At 65.7% G+C, this 15,515-nt stretch carries 12 protein-coding genes; 1 reads left to right on the forward strand and 11 read right to left on the reverse strand.

The features are described from left to right. Positions 1 to 219: 219 nt before the first annotated feature. From BMZ97_RS26305 to BMZ97_RS26330, 6 genes are all read right to left on the reverse strand, one after another. Positions 220 to 1,674 carry a hypothetical protein gene (locus BMZ97_RS26305; RefSeq protein ID WP_092176957.1) on the reverse strand — a complete coding sequence of 485 codons (1,455 nt, stop codon included), beginning with the start codon at positions 1,672 to 1,674 and terminating at the stop codon, positions 220 to 222. Between the two features lie 230 nt (positions 1,675 to 1,904). After that, on the reverse strand, positions 1,905 to 2,843 hold the full coding sequence (locus BMZ97_RS26310; RefSeq protein WP_175525752.1) for a DUF2971 domain-containing protein: 939 nt from the start codon (positions 2,841 to 2,843) through the stop codon (positions 1,905 to 1,907). Between the two features lie 249 nt (positions 2,844 to 3,092). Next, the gene (locus BMZ97_RS26315) at positions 3,093 to 4,148 is read right to left on the reverse strand and encodes an NAD(P)H-dependent flavin oxidoreductase (RefSeq protein ID WP_092176963.1); all 1,056 of its coding nucleotides are present in this window, start codon (positions 4,146 to 4,148) and stop codon (positions 3,093 to 3,095) included. Between the two features lie 176 nt (positions 4,149 to 4,324). Beyond that, entirely contained in the window at positions 4,325 to 5,362 is a 1,038-nt protein-coding gene (locus BMZ97_RS26320; protein ID WP_092176965.1) for an alpha/beta fold hydrolase, read from the reverse strand. Between the two features lie 69 nt (positions 5,363 to 5,431). Beyond that, positions 5,432 to 7,174, reverse strand: a complete 1,743-nt coding sequence (locus BMZ97_RS26325) for a redoxin domain-containing protein (RefSeq protein WP_092176968.1) — start codon at positions 7,172 to 7,174, stop codon at positions 5,432 to 5,434. Positions 7,175 to 7,318: 144 nt separating this feature from the next. Next, entirely contained in the window at positions 7,319 to 7,729 is a 411-nt protein-coding gene (locus BMZ97_RS26330) for an organic hydroperoxide resistance protein (protein WP_092176971.1), read from the reverse strand. 146 nt (positions 7,730 to 7,875) lie between these two features. Between BMZ97_RS26330 and BMZ97_RS26335 the strand changes: the two genes are divergently transcribed. Continuing rightward, positions 7,876 to 8,346, forward strand: coding sequence for a MarR family winged helix-turn-helix transcriptional regulator (locus BMZ97_RS26335; protein WP_210188340.1), 471 nt, complete (start codon positions 7,876 to 7,878; stop codon positions 8,344 to 8,346). A 246-nt stretch (positions 8,347 to 8,592) separates the two neighbouring features. Here BMZ97_RS26335 and BMZ97_RS26340 read toward each other — a convergent pair whose 3' ends face one another. The 5 genes from BMZ97_RS26340 to BMZ97_RS26360 form a co-directional block, all read right to left on the reverse strand. Further along, entirely contained in the window at positions 8,593 to 9,978 is a 1,386-nt protein-coding gene (locus BMZ97_RS26340; protein WP_092176974.1) for an RNB domain-containing ribonuclease, read from the reverse strand. A gap of 281 nt (positions 9,979 to 10,259) precedes the next feature. Beyond that, the gene (locus BMZ97_RS26345) at positions 10,260 to 11,822 is read right to left on the reverse strand and encodes an ABC transporter substrate-binding protein (RefSeq protein ID WP_092176978.1); all 1,563 of its coding nucleotides are present in this window, start codon (positions 11,820 to 11,822) and stop codon (positions 10,260 to 10,262) included. Then, a complete protein-coding gene (locus BMZ97_RS26350; RefSeq protein WP_092176981.1) occupies positions 11,822 to 13,306 on the reverse strand; it encodes a M81 family metallopeptidase in 1,485 nt (494 codons plus the stop codon). Before BMZ97_RS26350 ends, BMZ97_RS26345 begins: the two co-directional genes overlap by 1 nt. Positions 13,307 to 13,318: 12 nt before the next feature. After that, positions 13,319 to 14,644, reverse strand: coding sequence for an aspartate aminotransferase family protein (locus BMZ97_RS26355; RefSeq protein WP_092176984.1), 1,326 nt, complete (start codon positions 14,642 to 14,644; stop codon positions 13,319 to 13,321). Further along, positions 14,641 to 15,510 carry a MurR/RpiR family transcriptional regulator gene (locus tag BMZ97_RS26360; protein WP_092176987.1) on the reverse strand — a complete coding sequence of 290 codons (870 nt, stop codon included), beginning with the start codon at positions 15,508 to 15,510 and terminating at the stop codon, positions 14,641 to 14,643. Before BMZ97_RS26360 ends, BMZ97_RS26355 begins: the two co-directional genes overlap by 4 nt. Positions 15,511 to 15,515 lie beyond the last annotated feature (5 nt).

Raw genomic sequence — 15,515 nt, forward strand, 5'->3', positions numbered from 1 at the left:
AGACGAGGTCGATGCCGAAACACCGAAGCGGTGCGAAACATCGCCGCCAAGGAACTCGAATTAGCGGCCTAGCAGTGACTGCCGATGAGAAGCGCGCCGTTGGACTGGTCGGAGCCGCGGCTAATGTCTGCTTTCCGGTGTCGATCCAATGTTTGGTTTTGGGGTGGATTTGAAGCTGGCTCGGGAAGAGCTGGGATCGCCCTGCGTCCCTACAACATGTCAACTGACGGTTTGTGGCACTCGCCGAGTTCGATCCGGGGCCAGAGGAGGTTGCCAGCCTGTGATGGACCCGACGTGCGCGGTGATCCCGTAAGCGTATTGATCTTCATGGTATGGTGCGCCGCGATATAGAATAACTGAGCAGGTCTCTGCGAGCTGCCGGTAGATATCGTTCGACGTCGCGCAGCTATAGAGCAGCGCTGCGCCGAGGCTTTGACCGTCTGCTGTCGCGACGACTGTCATGTAGAGCCCCGTCGCCTCTGGATCGCTGACCTTCACGCTCCACCCGGCATCGCGCAAGGGTCGGACAAGGTCTTTGATGCAATCTTCCGAGAGGATCGCCCTTCGAAGCATAGCACCGTCATCAGTGGGCATTTCAGGGACGAGGCGCCCGTGCTCTTGATAGCGCTGTTGTTCTATGAGCTGCACGGCCATCTGCGTCTGGGCGCGCAGTTGCGCCTGCTGATGCAAGAGGGTGCTGTCGGCGTTCATCTCCGGGAGGAATAGCGAGACCTGGTGTGACTCGTCGTGCCAGGACTCGATCAGGCCAACAGTCGCCAGAGCGACGACCAGTCGGCTGAAGTTTGACGACTGTTGCCACTCGGTTGTGCCGCCATGGGCGAACAGATGGCGATTCAGCCAAGTGATCCCGTCATACTCTCCGGTCTTTCGGAAAAACGACCTGTGAAGCCAACGTCGAAAGGTCTCGAACCCGAAGACGCGTTCATCCTGCCCGAACAGAAATTCCTTGGTCCGATACTCGACCGGCGTCCACATCCCCTCGAAATGCAGACCGGCTGCAGTCGCAATGGCGCGATCAATGGCGCGATCGACCTTGTCTGCGACCGCAAGCGAGCCGCCGCCGTCCGGCAAAATCCGTGTGATCGCGCCTTCGATTGCTGGGATAAGCGCCGCGATGCTCGACGCGCGGTAGCCGCTGTAGAACGCGAGATAGGCTTCGCGCGCGAGGGGACAAGCGGCTTCGAGACTGCGCGCCTTCGGCATGAGCTGTGCAATGCACACGGCTTGAAAGGCCAAGGTATAGCTCGTCGACATGTGATAGTTGAAGAGCTCGATCGCTCTAGTCTTTGGGACGTGACGCGCGGACTCCACCACCTTCCGCGCCTCGCCCATCGGCACCCAAAAAGGCGTGAACCATTCAACCTTTTCCCACAATGCTGCGTCGGCATCTGCGGTTTGGCGACGAACAAGCCAAGTTGGGTCCTCGCTCGGGGAGATTCGCGGGAAGAACGCCTTCCTCGCACCAAGTGTTAGAATGACCCCGTCGATCGGACTGAAGGCGCCAACCGGGCGCGCCTCCACAATTGCCCCCTCAAGGCCGCGTTCTCTGGCCCAAGAAAACATGATTTCGGGTGTGAGATCTTTGAGTGAAGGGGCGCTCTGGGCCCTGCGCCAGAGGGCCTGGAAATGCCTTTCGGAAGTCGGCGAGCTCATGGCTACAGCCTAAATTATTCGGGGCAAACGGCTTGCTCCACTATACTGAGATGTCGTTTTAGGCCGCCGTCATAAAGGCAATCAAAACACGGAGGCGGGAGATATCGACGTAAGGTGCCAGGAAGCTTCTCGCAAGTATGCCATCGTACGTCCGGCTCTAGGCATTGGGCCAAGGTCCGTTCTTGGCGCAATGACAAGATTGAAACATCCGGACCTGCACACGCTGCATTCTAGCGGTAGGGTGCCGACGAATAACGAATGGCAATGCCGCTGTGGCCGTATCCAAGCGCATCCGACAGAAAAGTAAGTGCCTTTAGACTCTCGACTTTGTCGGCACGGGGGCCGATCACGATTTGCTTTACTGGCATAAGGGAGGGGGTAACGCTACTCGACATGTCGAGCGACTTATAGGGTGCGATCCGATTATTCGACGCACGAAAGCGGATATCTCCGCCAGAAGCCAAAATTCGCCATTCGCGCTCCTCGTGGAAAGCGGGATGTTTGCACTCAAAGGCCACTTCGTGGAGAAACTCGCTCATTCGAAGTTGAAGCCAAGCGTCAAATGTCATCGATGGATAGCCATAACGAGCAAAGGCCCCTTCGATCGGCGTGAGCGCCCTTACGATCTTGCCGAAATAGTCAGTAATGATCTGCTCTTCGGCCACCCCTCCGTAAATCATGCGCTTGAGCGATCCGGTGCCTCCATCGCATAGCGCCCCGAGTTCGCGAGGCTCAAAACCAATGGCGAAACCCATGCCGTCGGAGCCGTACGCGCGCCACTGGCTCAACACGTCGCCATCTTCGGAGAAGCACGCGGCATAGCTACTCAGTCCAATGACATTCACACCGAATTTTGGGGCGAAGTCGGCGACATTCATCAACTGGGTGCGAACGTAGCGTTCAGTTTCACTACTCGCCAATTCGAGATGCCGGGCGACATTGCCGAACAGCGAAACCAGTTCTTTGCTGTCATTCAAATATCGCGCGTCGGTCGCCCAGACTTGACGATGCTGAAAGATGCTAAGCAGGGCATTCGCGTCACAATAATGGTACAGCAAGCCAGCAGGAGCTGAGCGTCCTTTTATCGCTTCGAGACCTTCAAAATAGGCAAGCGCAATCGCTTGGGTGACGTCGGCAGGTGGGGGAATCAGAGAGGCGTTTCCAAGCATCATCAACATCTGAGCGAAACAATTGCACAGCGCAACTCGCTGTCATTCGCGATTTGGCCCGCAGGCTCCGTCACTTCACTACACCGATAGGATGGCGCTGAACTGAGTGTCCGCTTGCAGGAAATCGCTCAATGTCCGGAAATGGCGCCTAGCTGGCTTTGGCAAAAGCCGCTTCCGGGCCGTCATCGAGCGAGCGGGACGATCGGCCGGCGGGCCGCGGCCCGGCTGCCGGGTCCCATGCACGGCCCTTCAGACCTCCACGCCCGCGAGCATTCTGGTCAATGCTGCCGCCGGCATCGGCCGGGCGAGCGGGAAGGATTGGCCGGCCCAGAGCGGGCTGAAGTCGTCGCGGCCCGCGGCTTCCGCGGCGCCGCGCAGCGGCCCCAGCATTGTGCCGGCGGTCGGGAAGGGCGGTGCGAGATCGCTGAGCGGTCCAAGCTCCGCCATGGCGCGGTTGACGATGCCGCGCGCCGGCCGGCCGGTGAACAGGTTGGTGAGCGCGGTCGGCCGCTCGCCCATGCCGAGTGCCTTGCGGTAGACCGGCGAGATCTTCGCCTCGGGCGTGAACAGATAGGCCGTGCCGACCTGCACGGCGGCAGCGCCGAGCGCGAAGGCGGCTATGACGCCGCGCCGGTCGGAAATGCCGCCGGCCGCGATCACCGGGACGGAGACGGCATCGACGACCTGCGGCACCAGCGCGAAGGTACCGATCTGCTCCGACATCTCATCGGTCAGGAAGCTGCCGCGATGGCCGCCAGCCTCGGCGCCCATGGCGATGATCGCATCGACGCCGCGCTCGGCGAGCCAGCGCGCCTCGGCGACCGTGGTCGCGGAGGAGAGGATCTTCGCTCCGCTGCGCTTGACGCGTTCGAGCAGATCGGCTGGGGGCAGCCCGAAATGGAAGCTGACGACCTCCGGCCTGTAATCCTCGACCACGCCTGCCGCCGTCGCGTCGAAGGGTGTGCGCCCCGTGGCGGGCTTGGGCATGTCGGGGTCGAGCCCGGCCTCGCCATAATAGCCGGCGAGGCGCTTGAGCCAGGCGGCCTGGCGCCCGGGATCATCGGCCGGATTGCTGTGGCTGAAGAAATTGAGATTGATTGGACGGCGCGTGCCGGCCCGCACCCGGTCCAGCGCCGCCCGCAGCCCGCTTTCGTCATATTGGGCGCTCGGCAGGGAGCCGAGCCCGCCGGCCTCGCTGACCGCGATCGCCATCTCCGGCGTCGAGGAACCCGCCATCGGCGCCTGGATGATCGGAAGCTCGATGCCGAGAAGCTCGAGCAGTCGCGTCTGGCTTGACGTGGTCATGGCGGTTTCCTTCAAGGCTGTGCCGCAGACATGATGGGGTCGGGACGCCGGCGAGACCAGAGCATGTCCTGCGCTTCTCCGAAGCGCGGAAATGCTCCAGCTCCTTGTTTTATCGCCTTGTCTTCACGCAAACCGGTGTCCACTTCGCTCGAAAATGCTTAAGGCCCCAACCGGGTTCAAGCGCGATCGACCGCGATGATCGCCTCTGCGAAGGCTGCGGGCGCCTCCTGCGGCGGGTTGTGCCCGACCCCGCCGGAGAGGGTCCTGTGCTGATACCAACCCGAGAACTTCCTGGCATAAGCCGCCGGGTCCGGGTGCGGTGCGCCGTTGGCGTCGCCTTCCAGCGTGATGGTCGGCACGGCGATGCTGGGAGCCTGGGCGAGCCGCTGCTCCAGATCGTCATAGCGCGCCTCGCCCTCCACCAGGCCGAGCCGCCAGCGGTAGTTGTGGATCGTGATGGAGACGTGATCGGGATTGTCGAGAGAGGCCGCGCTGCGCGCGAAGGTGGCGTCGTCGAAGGCCCAGCGCGGCGATGCGGTCTGCCAGATCAACCGCGCGAAATCATGCGTGTTCTGCTGATAGCCGAGCCGGCCGCGCTCGGTCGCAAAATAGTACTGGTACCACCAGTCCTGCTCGGCCTTCGGCGGCAGCGGCATCCGGTTGGCGCTCTGGCTGCCGATCAGATAGCCGCTGACCGAGACCATCGCCTTGACGCGCTGTGGCCAGAGCGCCGCGACGATGTTGGCTGTCCGCGCGCCCCAGTCATAGCCGCCGAGCACGGCCTTCTCGATCTTGAGTGCGTCCATCAACGCGATCACGTCGACTGCGAGCGCCGCTTGCTGTCCGTTGCGCGGCGTCGCATCCGACAGGAACCGGGTCGTCCCGTAGCCACGCAGATGCGGCACGATCACGCGGTAACCTCGGGCCGCCAGCACGGGCACGACATCAATGTAGCTGTGGATGTCGTAGGGCCAGCCATGCAGCAGGATGACGACGGGACCATCGCTCGGGCCGGCATCGACATAGCCGATCGTGAGAACGCCGGCCTCGATCTGCTTGAGGGCGGGGAAGCCGGAGGCGCGCGGCGGTGCCGCCGCCGGCTGGGCGATGGCTGGGCTGATCGGGTCAAGCTGCATGGCCGCGAGAGCAGCAGTTGCGCTTGCCAGCAGGCGGCGGCGGGTCTGGTCGACCGGGGGGAAGCGGGAAGGCTGCATTGTCATTCTCCTGGGATTGTCTTGCTGGGATTGTCCGGTTGTCTTGAAGCCTGCGCCGGGACGACGTTCTCAGCCGAAGGTGAAGGCGTAGGCGCGCACGCCGGGATCGAGGAACTCGATCTCGACGGTCCGATCCGTGACCGGGCCGGCCTGGCGCACGAGCTGGTAGAGCCGCCCGTCGCGGACCGTGCCAAAACCCTGCTCGTCGATGTCTGAACCGTGGCTTGCTCCCGGCTCGGCGCCGTCGATCCTGACGCGAAACCGGACCGGGCGGTCGGGCGAGCCCGGAACCAGCACGAGATGCAGGTCACGGGCGTGGACGCGGTAGCGCAGTCCGCCTCCGGCCTGGTTCAGCGCGGCGAATTCGGGGCCGACCGTCCAGTTGCCCGACAGGCTCCAGGCATTGGCCGGCAGCGCGGCGGGGTGTCGGTATTCGCGCGGCTCGTCCGGAGTGAGCGAGCCGGGCGAGGCGAAGCGCTCCGCCTTGTCATGGCCCAGATAGGTTTCGGGCGAGCGGAGATTGCTCCAATCCGCTTGCTTCTGGGTGCCCTGGCCTTCGACAGGCTGGCTGGGGCCGGCGCTGTCGATCGCATTTGCCTCTGTCAGCAGGCGCCGGATGACCTGCTCGGACTGGTCGTAGCGGCCTTCGCCGGTCGCCTGATGGCGGATGCGGCCGTCAGCGCCGACGATATGGATGCCTGGCCAGCCGGCATTGCCGAAAGCCCGCCAGATGCGGAAATCATTGTCGGGCACGACCGGATAGCCCAGGCCGAGCGCCATGCTGGCCCCGGCCACATTGTCGCGGTCCCGCTCGAAGGCGAATTCCGGCGCGTGGACGCCGATGACGACGAGCCCTTGATCCTTGTACCTGTCCGCCCAGGCCTTCAGATGCGGCAGCGCGCGCAGGCAGTTGATGCAGGAATAGGTCCAGAAGCTGACGAGGACGACCTTGCCGCGCAGCGCCTCAGTGCGCAGCGGTGGCGAATTGATCCAGCCCTGCCTGTCGAGCAGCGCAGCGAGTGGACCAGGTAGCGCATCGGGGACGGCAGCGCCGGCGGATTGCCCGAAGCCGCCAACGACATTTGCGATACCTGTCATGAGCCTGTTCTCCAGCCTGGAGGTCTGTTCGGCGGAGAGGCGCTGCAGCAGGCTGGTGTCGAGGCCAAGTGCCAGCAGCGCCACGCTGCCGACCACAGTGGCCCCAGCGAGCCGGCGGGCCCGCTCGACCCAGAGCAGCGATGGCCGCAAGCGGGCGAGGAGTTGCCGCCCGGCGAGAAGGGCGGCGGCGAGCGAGGTGGCGGCGCCGAGGCCGTAGGCGAGCAGCAATGCGCAGGTCTGCGGGCCGGGCCCGCTCAACGCCGCGGCGGAGAGGATCAGCCCCAGCACCGGGCCGGCGCAGGGCGTCCAGAGCAGTCCGGTGGCCACGCCGAGGACGACCGAGGAGAGCACGCCCGCCTGTCCGCCCTGGGCCCGTCCGCCCTCGGCCCATGCCGCCAGCCGCGATCCAGCCCCCACCAGCGGCGAGGAGAGGCGGGCGGCGAGCGCTGGAAAGATCAGGCTGAGACCGAAGCCGGCGAGCAGGACCAAGGCGACGGCGCGGCCGAAGCGGTTCGCCTGGACAGCCCAGCCCCCGGCGACAGCTGCAAGGCTCGCCACCGCGGCGAAGGCAAAAGCCAGCCCCAGCAGCATCGGCAAGCCATCTCGACGGAAGGACTGGTTCGCCCGCGCCAGGATGAACGGCACGACCGGGAGGATGCAGGGCGAGAGGATCGTCAGCACGCCTGCGAGATAGGCTGGGATGAAAAGGGACATCGGTGCCCTCTTTCTCAGTGTGAGATTTGCTTAATGCGAGATTTGCGTCGGCGTGGCGTTGCAAGCCAAGGCCGGGCGGCCACCGCACCCTTGCCGCGCACTCTTGCCGCGATGGGAGTGCGGTCGCCGGAGCCGTGCATCTGGTCAGAGGACGGTAGTCTCCACCTCGATATTGCCGCGCGTGGCCTTGGAATAGGGGCAGGTCTGGTGCGCGGCTTCGACCAGCGACTGGGCGATCTCGGGCTCGATGCCGGGCAGGCTGACGTTGAGCCGGGCGCGCAGGAAATAGGCCCCGTCGGTATTGGCGAGATCGATCTCGGCATCGACGGCCGTGTCGGCGGGAAGCCGGATCTTGCGTGCGCCGGCGGCAAGGCCGAGCGCGCCGATGAAGCAGGCGGACCAGCCGGTGGCGAAGAGCTGCTCGGGATTGGTGCCGGCGCCCGAGGAACCGGGCGAGGAGAGGGCGATGTCGAGACGGCCATCGGAGCTGCGAGCGGCGCCTTCACGCCCGCCGGTGGTGTGGGTCTTGGCGGTATAGAGGACCTTGGTGGTCATGGCGGTGTCCTTTCTATTTTGATCGTATCCGCTTCAATCGGATACGATACAAATGGGCGACACGCCCCGGATTGTCAACCCCTTCCGATTTAATCGCATGCGATCTATATTGCTCCTGTCCGGCCCATGCCGGCGCGGAGACGTCCATGACCGAATCCAACATGACCACATCAAAGGCCTCTGGCCCAGCAACGCCGAAGCTCGCCGATTTCATGTGCTTTGCGGTCTATTCGGCCAATCTCGCCTATGGCCGGGCCTATAAGCCGATCCTCGAGGCGCTCGGCCTCACCTATACCCAGTGGATCGCGATCGTGGCGCTGTGGGAGGAGGACAACCAGACCGTCAAGAGCCTGGGCGAGAAGCTGTTCCTCGAGTCGAACACGCTGACGCCAATGCTCAAGAAGCTCGAGGAGCTGGGCTATCTGCGCCGCCGTCGCGACCCTGACGATGAGCGCCAGGTCATCGTCAGCCTGACCGAGGAGGGGCGCCGCCTACGCGAGAAGGGCGCGCAGAGGACATTGGTCAAGGCGACCGGCATGGAGGCCGATGAGTTTGCCGGGACGCAGAAGGCGGTCGTCAAGCTCCGCAACAATCTGATCAAGCACGCTCAGAAATGACGGCTCGCCTCGGGTAGGGGGGATGCAGCGTTCGCGGGCAGCTATCGAAACTGAAAACATGCTTCTCGAAAGCGTGATGTCTCGGCGATGTCGGCCCGTGCGAGCTCTCTAACGGCCGTAATCGGCGTGACCTGAAAGTCTGCTTCCAGGCAACACGCCAGGTTCCGCGTTTGGCCCGTTCCAGACTCTGACAACGTCTGCTGTCAGGCATTCCGGCGTAGCCGCCGGCCAACGGGCGAGAGTGGCTCAACCTGCTCGCTCGAAGGTGATCGTGTGCTGCAGGGGATCGGCGGATGTCAGCTTGACCCGGATTCGATCGCCCGGCTTGCCGCCTTGCCCGTGAACCCGCGCGACCACGGGCAACTCGCAGAGCTGGATGCGCAGGCCGTGCTCGTCCGCATCGGTCACCACTGCCTCGAACGTGGTTCCTTCGCTGCCCTGAAGCATCAGGGCTTCGGCGAGATCGATCACGTTTCGGTCGATTTGCCCGTCGCGCGCATCGGCCCTCGCCATCACCGCGGGCAATTGTTCGAATGCGGCCGATACCGCCGGCGGCACCGGCTGGCCGTTCGCGACCGCGAGCGCAGCGCGCACCACATAGCGATCTGCGAGGCGGCGCAGCGGTGCCGAGGCGTGCGCATAGGTCGCCGCCATCGGCGCATGCCAGGGCACGATGCCGTCGCGATAAGGAACATAGCTTGCACCGCCGCTGGCCCTCCGCACCGCCAGCATGAAGGCGGCGTGGCTGCTGTCGGTGGGATTCAGCGTCTTCTCGAACTGGACGAGCGACTGCATGTCCGGCCATGACAATCCCAGGGCACGCGCGGTCTGGCGCAGGCGCTGGACGGCCTTTTGATCCGGTTCCGGCATGACCCGGAACAGGCCCGTCCGGGCCGCCAGCAGCGCGGCCGCGATTGCGACATTGCTGGCCAGAGACAGGGCGGCGTTCTGCTCCTCGGCGCGCAGGCGCGGGCGGAAGAGCAATTGGTAGCGGCCGTCGCCGAGAGCGTCGACCTCCTGTTCCGGCGGGTCCACGCGCGCTGCGCCGCGCCGGCTCTCGGCAGCCTCGATACGGCGGGCGAACTCATCGAAATCAACCGGCAGATCGGCCGCCTTGACCCCGTCATAGGCGAGCTTGGCGATGCTGCGGATGACGGCCCGTTCGGCACCGTCGAGATGGGCATTGCCAGCGGCGTCGATCCGGGTGGTGAAGATCACGGCTGGCCGCAGGACAGCGGGCAGGAGGCTCGCTGCGCCCTCGGCGAGAACCGGCGGATACAGCCCGGCCTTGCCGTCCGGCAGATAGAGCGTCGTGCCGCGCTGCCAGGCTTCCCGGTCGACCACGTCGCCATCGTCGACGAACCAGGCGACATCGGCGATGGCGTAATGCAGCAGCAGATCGCTGCCGCTGCGCTCGATCGTGAAGGCCTGGTCGAGATCGGTCGAGGTCGCGGGGTCGAGCGTGACGAAAGGCCGGTCCGTGCGATCGACATGCGCGGTCGGCGCGCGATGGGCAGCCGTTTCCGCAGCCGCAAGGACCGCGGGCGGAAACTGCGCGGGCACGCCGAATTGCCGGCGTATCGCCGCCATTCCGCCGATCAGCGCATTGGTGGAATCAATGAGGGTCTTCATCCTGCTCCGCGAGACCTCTGTCGGTTGTCGAGCTGCTGCGAAGCAGCCAGCGCGAAGGTTCGCAGACTGTTATAGTTGCAACCGTTCAGGCTTCACATGCAACGATCGTGACCGGTGATGTCGAGCGATGCACCTCTGACTGGATCGGGTCGGGAGCCGAAGTCAGGAGAGCCCTTGGCAACGTCCGTTTTCGGGTAATCGTCCAATGTCAGCTCCTGGCGCCTCACTGCTACGGACAGCCTAGAGCTTTGCGGCGCGGCACTGCATTGGAGTGCCCGCGCTCAGCCGCTGCGGCGGACGTTCCAGAAGATCGGCGTGGGCCACGGAACGAAGCCCGTAAGGTCGGCACGCGCCGCCGTCGCGAAATAATACTGGCCGAGCGGAATGAACGGCACGTTTTCGAAGGCGAGAGCCTGCATCCTGCGGGCGATCTGCTTCTGGGCGGCAAGGTCCGGCGCATCGATCCAACTGTCGCGCAGCTTCTCCATGTCAGGATCGGTCGGCCAGCCGAACCAGCCGGCCTTGCCGGTGCCGCGCAGTGGCAGGTGCACGGCGGGGTCCATCACCGAAAGCCCGGTATAGGAGGTACAGAACATCGACCAGCCGCCCTTCTCGATGGGCTCCTGGCTGGAGCGGCGCTGCACCAGCGTACCCCAATCCGTAGTGACATGGTCGACATTGATGCCGATGCGCTCCAGCGTCGCCGCCATCACCGGCGCGAAGGCCCCGAGCACAGCCTGATCGCCCGGCGCCATCAACACGGCGCGCTCGCCCTTGTAGCCGCTTTCGGCCACCATCTTCTTCGCCAACGCGACATCCGCCTTGAGGATGCCGATGCCCTCGTCATTGTCCATCGGCAGGCCCTTTGTGAATACCCCGACGTCGGTGGCGAAGAGCTCGGGCTCGTTGTTGAAGGCGGCCTGCATGAATTCCTTCTGGTCGACTGCAGTCAGCACCGCCTGCAGCAGCTTGCGGTTGTTGAAGGGCGGATGCAGGTGGTTGATCGCCGCCATGCCGATGGCGCCGATACGGTCGTTGCGCAACACGCGGGTCGCAGGGTTGCCGCGCAGGATCGGCAGCAGGTCCGGCAGCGGGCTCTCCAGCCAGTCGGCCTCGCCGGTCTGGAGCGCTGCGGCTGCCGAGGCAGGATCGGGCATGACGAGCCATTCGATCCGGTCGAAATGGGCGATACGCGCTCCGGCCAGCAGGCTCGTCTCGTCCTGGCGCGGCACGTAGCGCTCGTGCCGGGCATAGGCCGCGCCGGCCCCGGGCTTCCATTCGTCGCGCAGGAAGCGGTAGGGGCCGGAGCCGACATATTCCGAGATCTGCTTGAATGGATCGGTCTTGGCGATGCGCTCGGGCATGATGAAGCAGTAATCGGCGAGCGCGTTCAGCATCAGCCCGAAGGGCTTCTTCAGTCGGATCGTGAAGACCTTGTCGCCCTCGGTGGTCAGTTCGGCGCCAAAGCTCATCATGAGTTGGCCGAGCGGCCGGCGCTTGGCCCAGCGCTGGATCGAGGTGACAAGGTCGATCGAGCGCACCGGCTCGCCATCATGGAAGACGAGGCCGTCGCGCAGGGTGAAGCGCCAGGTCAGCTTGTCGTCGGACAGTTCATGGCCCGCCACCATCTGCGGCCTGGGCAAGTAGTTTGCATCGAGCGCATAAGGCGTGTCCCAAACCATGAAGCCGTGGTTGTAGGCGACGGTCGTGGTCGTCCAGATCGGATCGGGATTGGCGAGGTCGGCCTGGGGAATGAACCTCAGGACCCGCTGGCGGCTTTGTGAGAGTGCCGGACGAGCGATTGCGGTCGCGGCAGCGGCGGCGAGGAAATCACGGCGTCTCATCACGAAGCCTCCCTGATACGGAGCGGATAGAGGGTGGGCGGGGCCAGGCGGAACGGAAAGCGGTTGATATCGAGCGCAGCGGGACCGGGCGCGTCGATGTCGATCATGGTAGGGCAGATCGCGGTGAAGGCGGCGCGGAAATGGTTCTTGGCCTTAGCGCAGAGCAGCGCGACCTGAGCGAAGTCGACGCCGTGCAGCGTATAGAAGGCCGGGTCATGCGCCGAGCCGCAGGCAGTGGTGACGATCACCCTGATCTGCCCGATGCCGATCACTGCAGTGGGGCCGAGCGACATCGGCAGGCCGCGCATCATCGGGCCGCTGTTAGCGTAATGGCCGTCCGTGAGTTTGAGCACAGTCCCCGAGAACGGCACAGGCGAGCCGAAATCGGTGCTGATCCGCCCGCCGAGCGTGCCGCTGATCGCAGCGCCTTCGCCTGCCGCGACACATCGCTCGACCAGCGCGGGATCGGCGAAGAAGGCGAAGACGGTCGGCACCTGAGGGGCGGCATCCAGCAGCGCGCGCAGCATCTCCGGCGTGTCGCCGATGCCGCCCGAGAGCGGGTTGTCGCCTGAATCGATCACCGCTACGGGTTGCGCCTCCGGCCCGAGCCGGAGCGCCTGCGCGATGCCTGCCGCCGCATCGGGCAGCGCGATATAGAAGCGGTCGAGCCGCTTGCGGGTCTCTTCGACGATGCGCTCGGCGGCGCGCTTCGCCAGCTCCCGGTCGCCATCGGCATAAACCAGCGCGCCGGCACCCGCGACAACCGTGTCGCCATAGGAGAAGCCGCCGAAGGGCGAAGCATCGAGGATGCGCGGATCGAATTCGAGGCCGCGCGCGAAGGCTTCCAGCTCCGCCATCGGCCCCTCCGCCGTGCGCATGTTGATGCTGGGCAGTATCGCGTCAAGCTTGGCGATGTGGCCGACGGGTCGGACCTCGCCCTTCACCGTGCGGTCGAGCACGTCGAGCACCCGCTCGGCGGTCTCCTTCATGTCGATATGCGGATGTTCCTTGAACCCGGCGGCGAAGGTGACGAGATCGGCGATGCGCGTGTCGAGATTGGCGTGCAGGTCGAAGCTAACGCCGAAAGGCATCTCAGGCCCGATCGCCTCGCGCACGCGCCGGACGATCTCGTAATCGGCGAGGTCCATGCCCTCGACCACCATCGCCCCATGCAGCGAGAGGAAGACCGCATCCCATTCGCCCTGCGTAAGGTCGGCGACGATCTCGTCGATGATCGTGTCGTAGGCCTCGCGGGTAACGGGGCCGGCGGGCGTCGCGCCCGTCATGCGCAGGAAAGTGCCGCGCCATTCTGGATGGGCGTCGAGGAACGCGACGGCGCCGCCGCCCTCGGTCGTGGTGCCGCGGTAGACAGCCTCGGCCTCCTGGCCCTGATACCATTCACGCCGGAACTCGTTGAGCCCGGTCATCACCGGCGAGAAGGAATTGCCTTCATGCGAGAACCGGGCAACGGCGAGGCGGGGCATCAGCGATAACCTTCAGGAAGCAAGAGCCAGATCGACCGCTTCGCCGAGGATCTCGACGATTCGGTCGATCTCTTCGGCCGTGACGATGTAGGGCGGAGCGAGCAGCACATGGTCGCCGCGGACGCCGTCGACAGTGCCGCCGGAGGGGTAGCAGGCAAGGCCGAGATCGAAGGCGGCCTGCTTGACCCGCTCGTTGAGCCTGAGCGCCGGGTCGAAGGGTTCCTTGGCCGAGCGGTCGGAAACGAGCTCGATCGCTTGGATTAGGCCGCGGCCGCGGATGTCGCCGACATGGGGATGGTTGCCGAAGCGAGCGTTGAGCCGCTGCGAGAGCCACTCGCCCATCGCCTGGACCCGGTCGAGCAACCCTTCCGACGCGATGGTCCGCTGCACCGCGAGCGCCGCCGCGCAGGCGACCGGGTGGTTCATATAGGTGTGGCCGTGCCAGAGACGGCCGCTGCCGGCGCGGATCGCGGCGAAGATCGGCTCGCGCATCAGCACGGCGGCTATCGGCTGGTAGCCGCCTCCCAGCCCCTTGGCGATGGTCTGGAGGTCCGGACTCGCGCCGTCCTGCTCCCAGGCATGTGTCGTCCCGGTCCGGCCCATGCCGCACATCACCTCGTCGAGGATGAGCAGCGCGCCGTGTCGGTCGCAGAGGCGACGGGCCATGGCGAGATAGCCGGCTGGCGCGGGTATCGCACCCGCGGTCGCTCCGATCACCGTCTCGGCGACGAAGCCGGCGACGCTGGCGGGGCCGAGGCGCTGGAACTCGGCTTCGAGCTCGGCCTCCAGCACATCGACGAAATCGGCTTCGCTGGTTCCGGCCGGGCGGCGATAGGCGTTGGGCGCCGAGACATGGCTGAAGCTCTCGGGCAGCAGCGGCGCATAGGGTGCCCGGCGGCCCGCATTGCCGCCCGCCGCCAAGGCACCGAGCGTATTGCCGTGGTAGCTCTGGCGCCGCGCGATGAAGTGCGTCCGGCCTGGCTGGCCGACCTCCAGAAAATACTGCCGCGCCAGCTTGAAGGCGCCCTCGCAGGCCTCGGAGCCTGAGGAGACGAAATAGGCATGGCTCAGCCCACCAGGTTCGTGGCCGACGAGACACTCCGCCAGCTCCTCCGCCGGCGCGCTGCTGAAGGCGCCGCTATGGACATAGGCGAGCTTGCCGACCTGTTCCCGGACCGCCGCGATGACCGCAGGATGGCCATGGCCCAGGCAGGAGACCGCTGCGCCGCCGGCGGCGTCGATGATCGCGCGCCCGTCGGCGGTGCGAATGAGGATGCCGCTGCTTTCGGCGGCGACTGGCGGCGGCAAGGCCGGTGAACGGTGCAGCAGTCGTGTCATCGCTGGCGTGGCCCGGTTTCGAGATAGGGCGTATGGGCGGCGATGCGCGCCTCGGTGCGGCGCAACTGCTCGCGACCCGCATCCCCCGCGCGGGAATAGAGCGTCGCGGCGAGCGCCTGCACCAGCGCGATGCAACCCGTGAGCGAAGGAAAGAAGCCGCTCGAATCCGTGCCGAAGGTGAGCACCGCCGCGGCGCCCTCGGCCACTGGCGCGTCGGGGCGGTCGACGATAGCGACGACCTTCGCGCCGGCATCGGCCGCAGCCTCCGCGCAGAGCAGGCCATCGCGCGAATAGGGATCGAAGCCGAAGAGCACGAGCGCGTCGCCGGACTTGAGACCGCCGAGCTCGACATCGAGCACGCCGCCGCCGCCCCCTATCAGCGTGGTGTCCGGACGGAACAGCCGATACTGGTAATGAAACAGAAGCGCCGGGGCGTGGCAGCTGCGGAAGCCAGCGACGATAACGCGCGGCGCGGCCTCCAGCAGCGTCGCCGCCTGCTCGATACGGGCTGCGTCGAGATTGTCGAGGATGGCCCGATCGGCCGCGATCATCGCGCCTGCGAGCGGCTCGGGTCCTCCCTCTGGCAAGGGCCGGACTGAGAAGGGCCGCCGCGCACCGAGGTCGTCGCGAGCATCGGCGATCAAACCAGCGCGCAATTCCTCCCAACCGGGGAGGCCCAGAGACTGGGCCAGCCGGGTAAACGTTGCAGGTGGAAGGCCCGCGGCCCGCGCCAGCCCGCGCATCGGCATTGTCGCCGCCTCGAAGCTGCGCCCGATCACGAAGCGCGCCGCATCGGCCTGCTGCGGCGGCAGGCGGCGCAGCGCGGCGGTGAGAAGGGCAACGGTGTCTTGAGTTCTGGAACGCATGACTT

This window comes from Allobosea sp. OK403 (assembly GCF_900113835.1).
Taxonomy (GTDB): Bacteria; Pseudomonadota; Alphaproteobacteria; order Rhizobiales; family Beijerinckiaceae; genus Allobosea.

Excerpts from the sequence above, each read along its gene's own strand:
- BMZ97_RS26315 (WP_092176963.1), bottom strand. The coding sequence starts at position 4,148 with ATGACCACGTCAAGCCAGACGCGACTGCTCGAGCTTCTCGGCATCGAG.
- BMZ97_RS26360 (WP_092176987.1), bottom strand. The coding sequence starts at position 15,510 with ATGCGTTCCAGAACTCAAGACACCGTTGCCCTTCTCACCGCCGCGCTG.
- BMZ97_RS26350 (WP_092176981.1), bottom strand. The coding sequence starts at position 13,306 with ATGCCCCGCCTCGCCGTTGCCCGGTTCTCGCATGAAGGCAATTCCTTC.
- BMZ97_RS26345 (WP_092176978.1), bottom strand. The coding sequence starts at position 11,822 with ATGAGACGCCGTGATTTCCTCGCCGCCGCTGCCGCGACCGCAATCGCT.
- BMZ97_RS26320 (WP_092176965.1), bottom strand. The coding sequence starts at position 5,362 with ATGCAGCCTTCCCGCTTCCCCCCGGTCGACCAGACCCGCCGCCGCCTG.
- BMZ97_RS26305 (WP_092176957.1), bottom strand. The coding sequence starts at position 1,674 with ATGAGCTCGCCGACTTCCGAAAGGCATTTCCAGGCCCTCTGGCGCAGG.
- BMZ97_RS26310 (WP_175525752.1), bottom strand. The coding sequence starts at position 2,843 with ATGCTTGGAAACGCCTCTCTGATTCCCCCACCTGCCGACGTCACCCAA.
- BMZ97_RS26325 (WP_092176968.1), bottom strand. The coding sequence starts at position 7,174 with ATGTCCCTTTTCATCCCAGCCTATCTCGCAGGCGTGCTGACGATCCTC.
- BMZ97_RS26340 (WP_092176974.1), bottom strand. The coding sequence starts at position 9,978 with ATGAAGACCCTCATTGATTCCACCAATGCGCTGATCGGCGGAATGGCG.
- BMZ97_RS26330 (WP_092176971.1), bottom strand. The coding sequence starts at position 7,729 with ATGACCACCAAGGTCCTCTATACCGCCAAGACCCACACCACCGGCGGG.
- BMZ97_RS26335 (WP_210188340.1), top strand. The coding sequence starts at position 7,876 with ATGACCGAATCCAACATGACCACATCAAAGGCCTCTGGCCCAGCAACG.
- BMZ97_RS26355 (WP_092176984.1), bottom strand. The coding sequence starts at position 14,644 with ATGACACGACTGCTGCACCGTTCACCGGCCTTGCCGCCGCCAGTCGCC.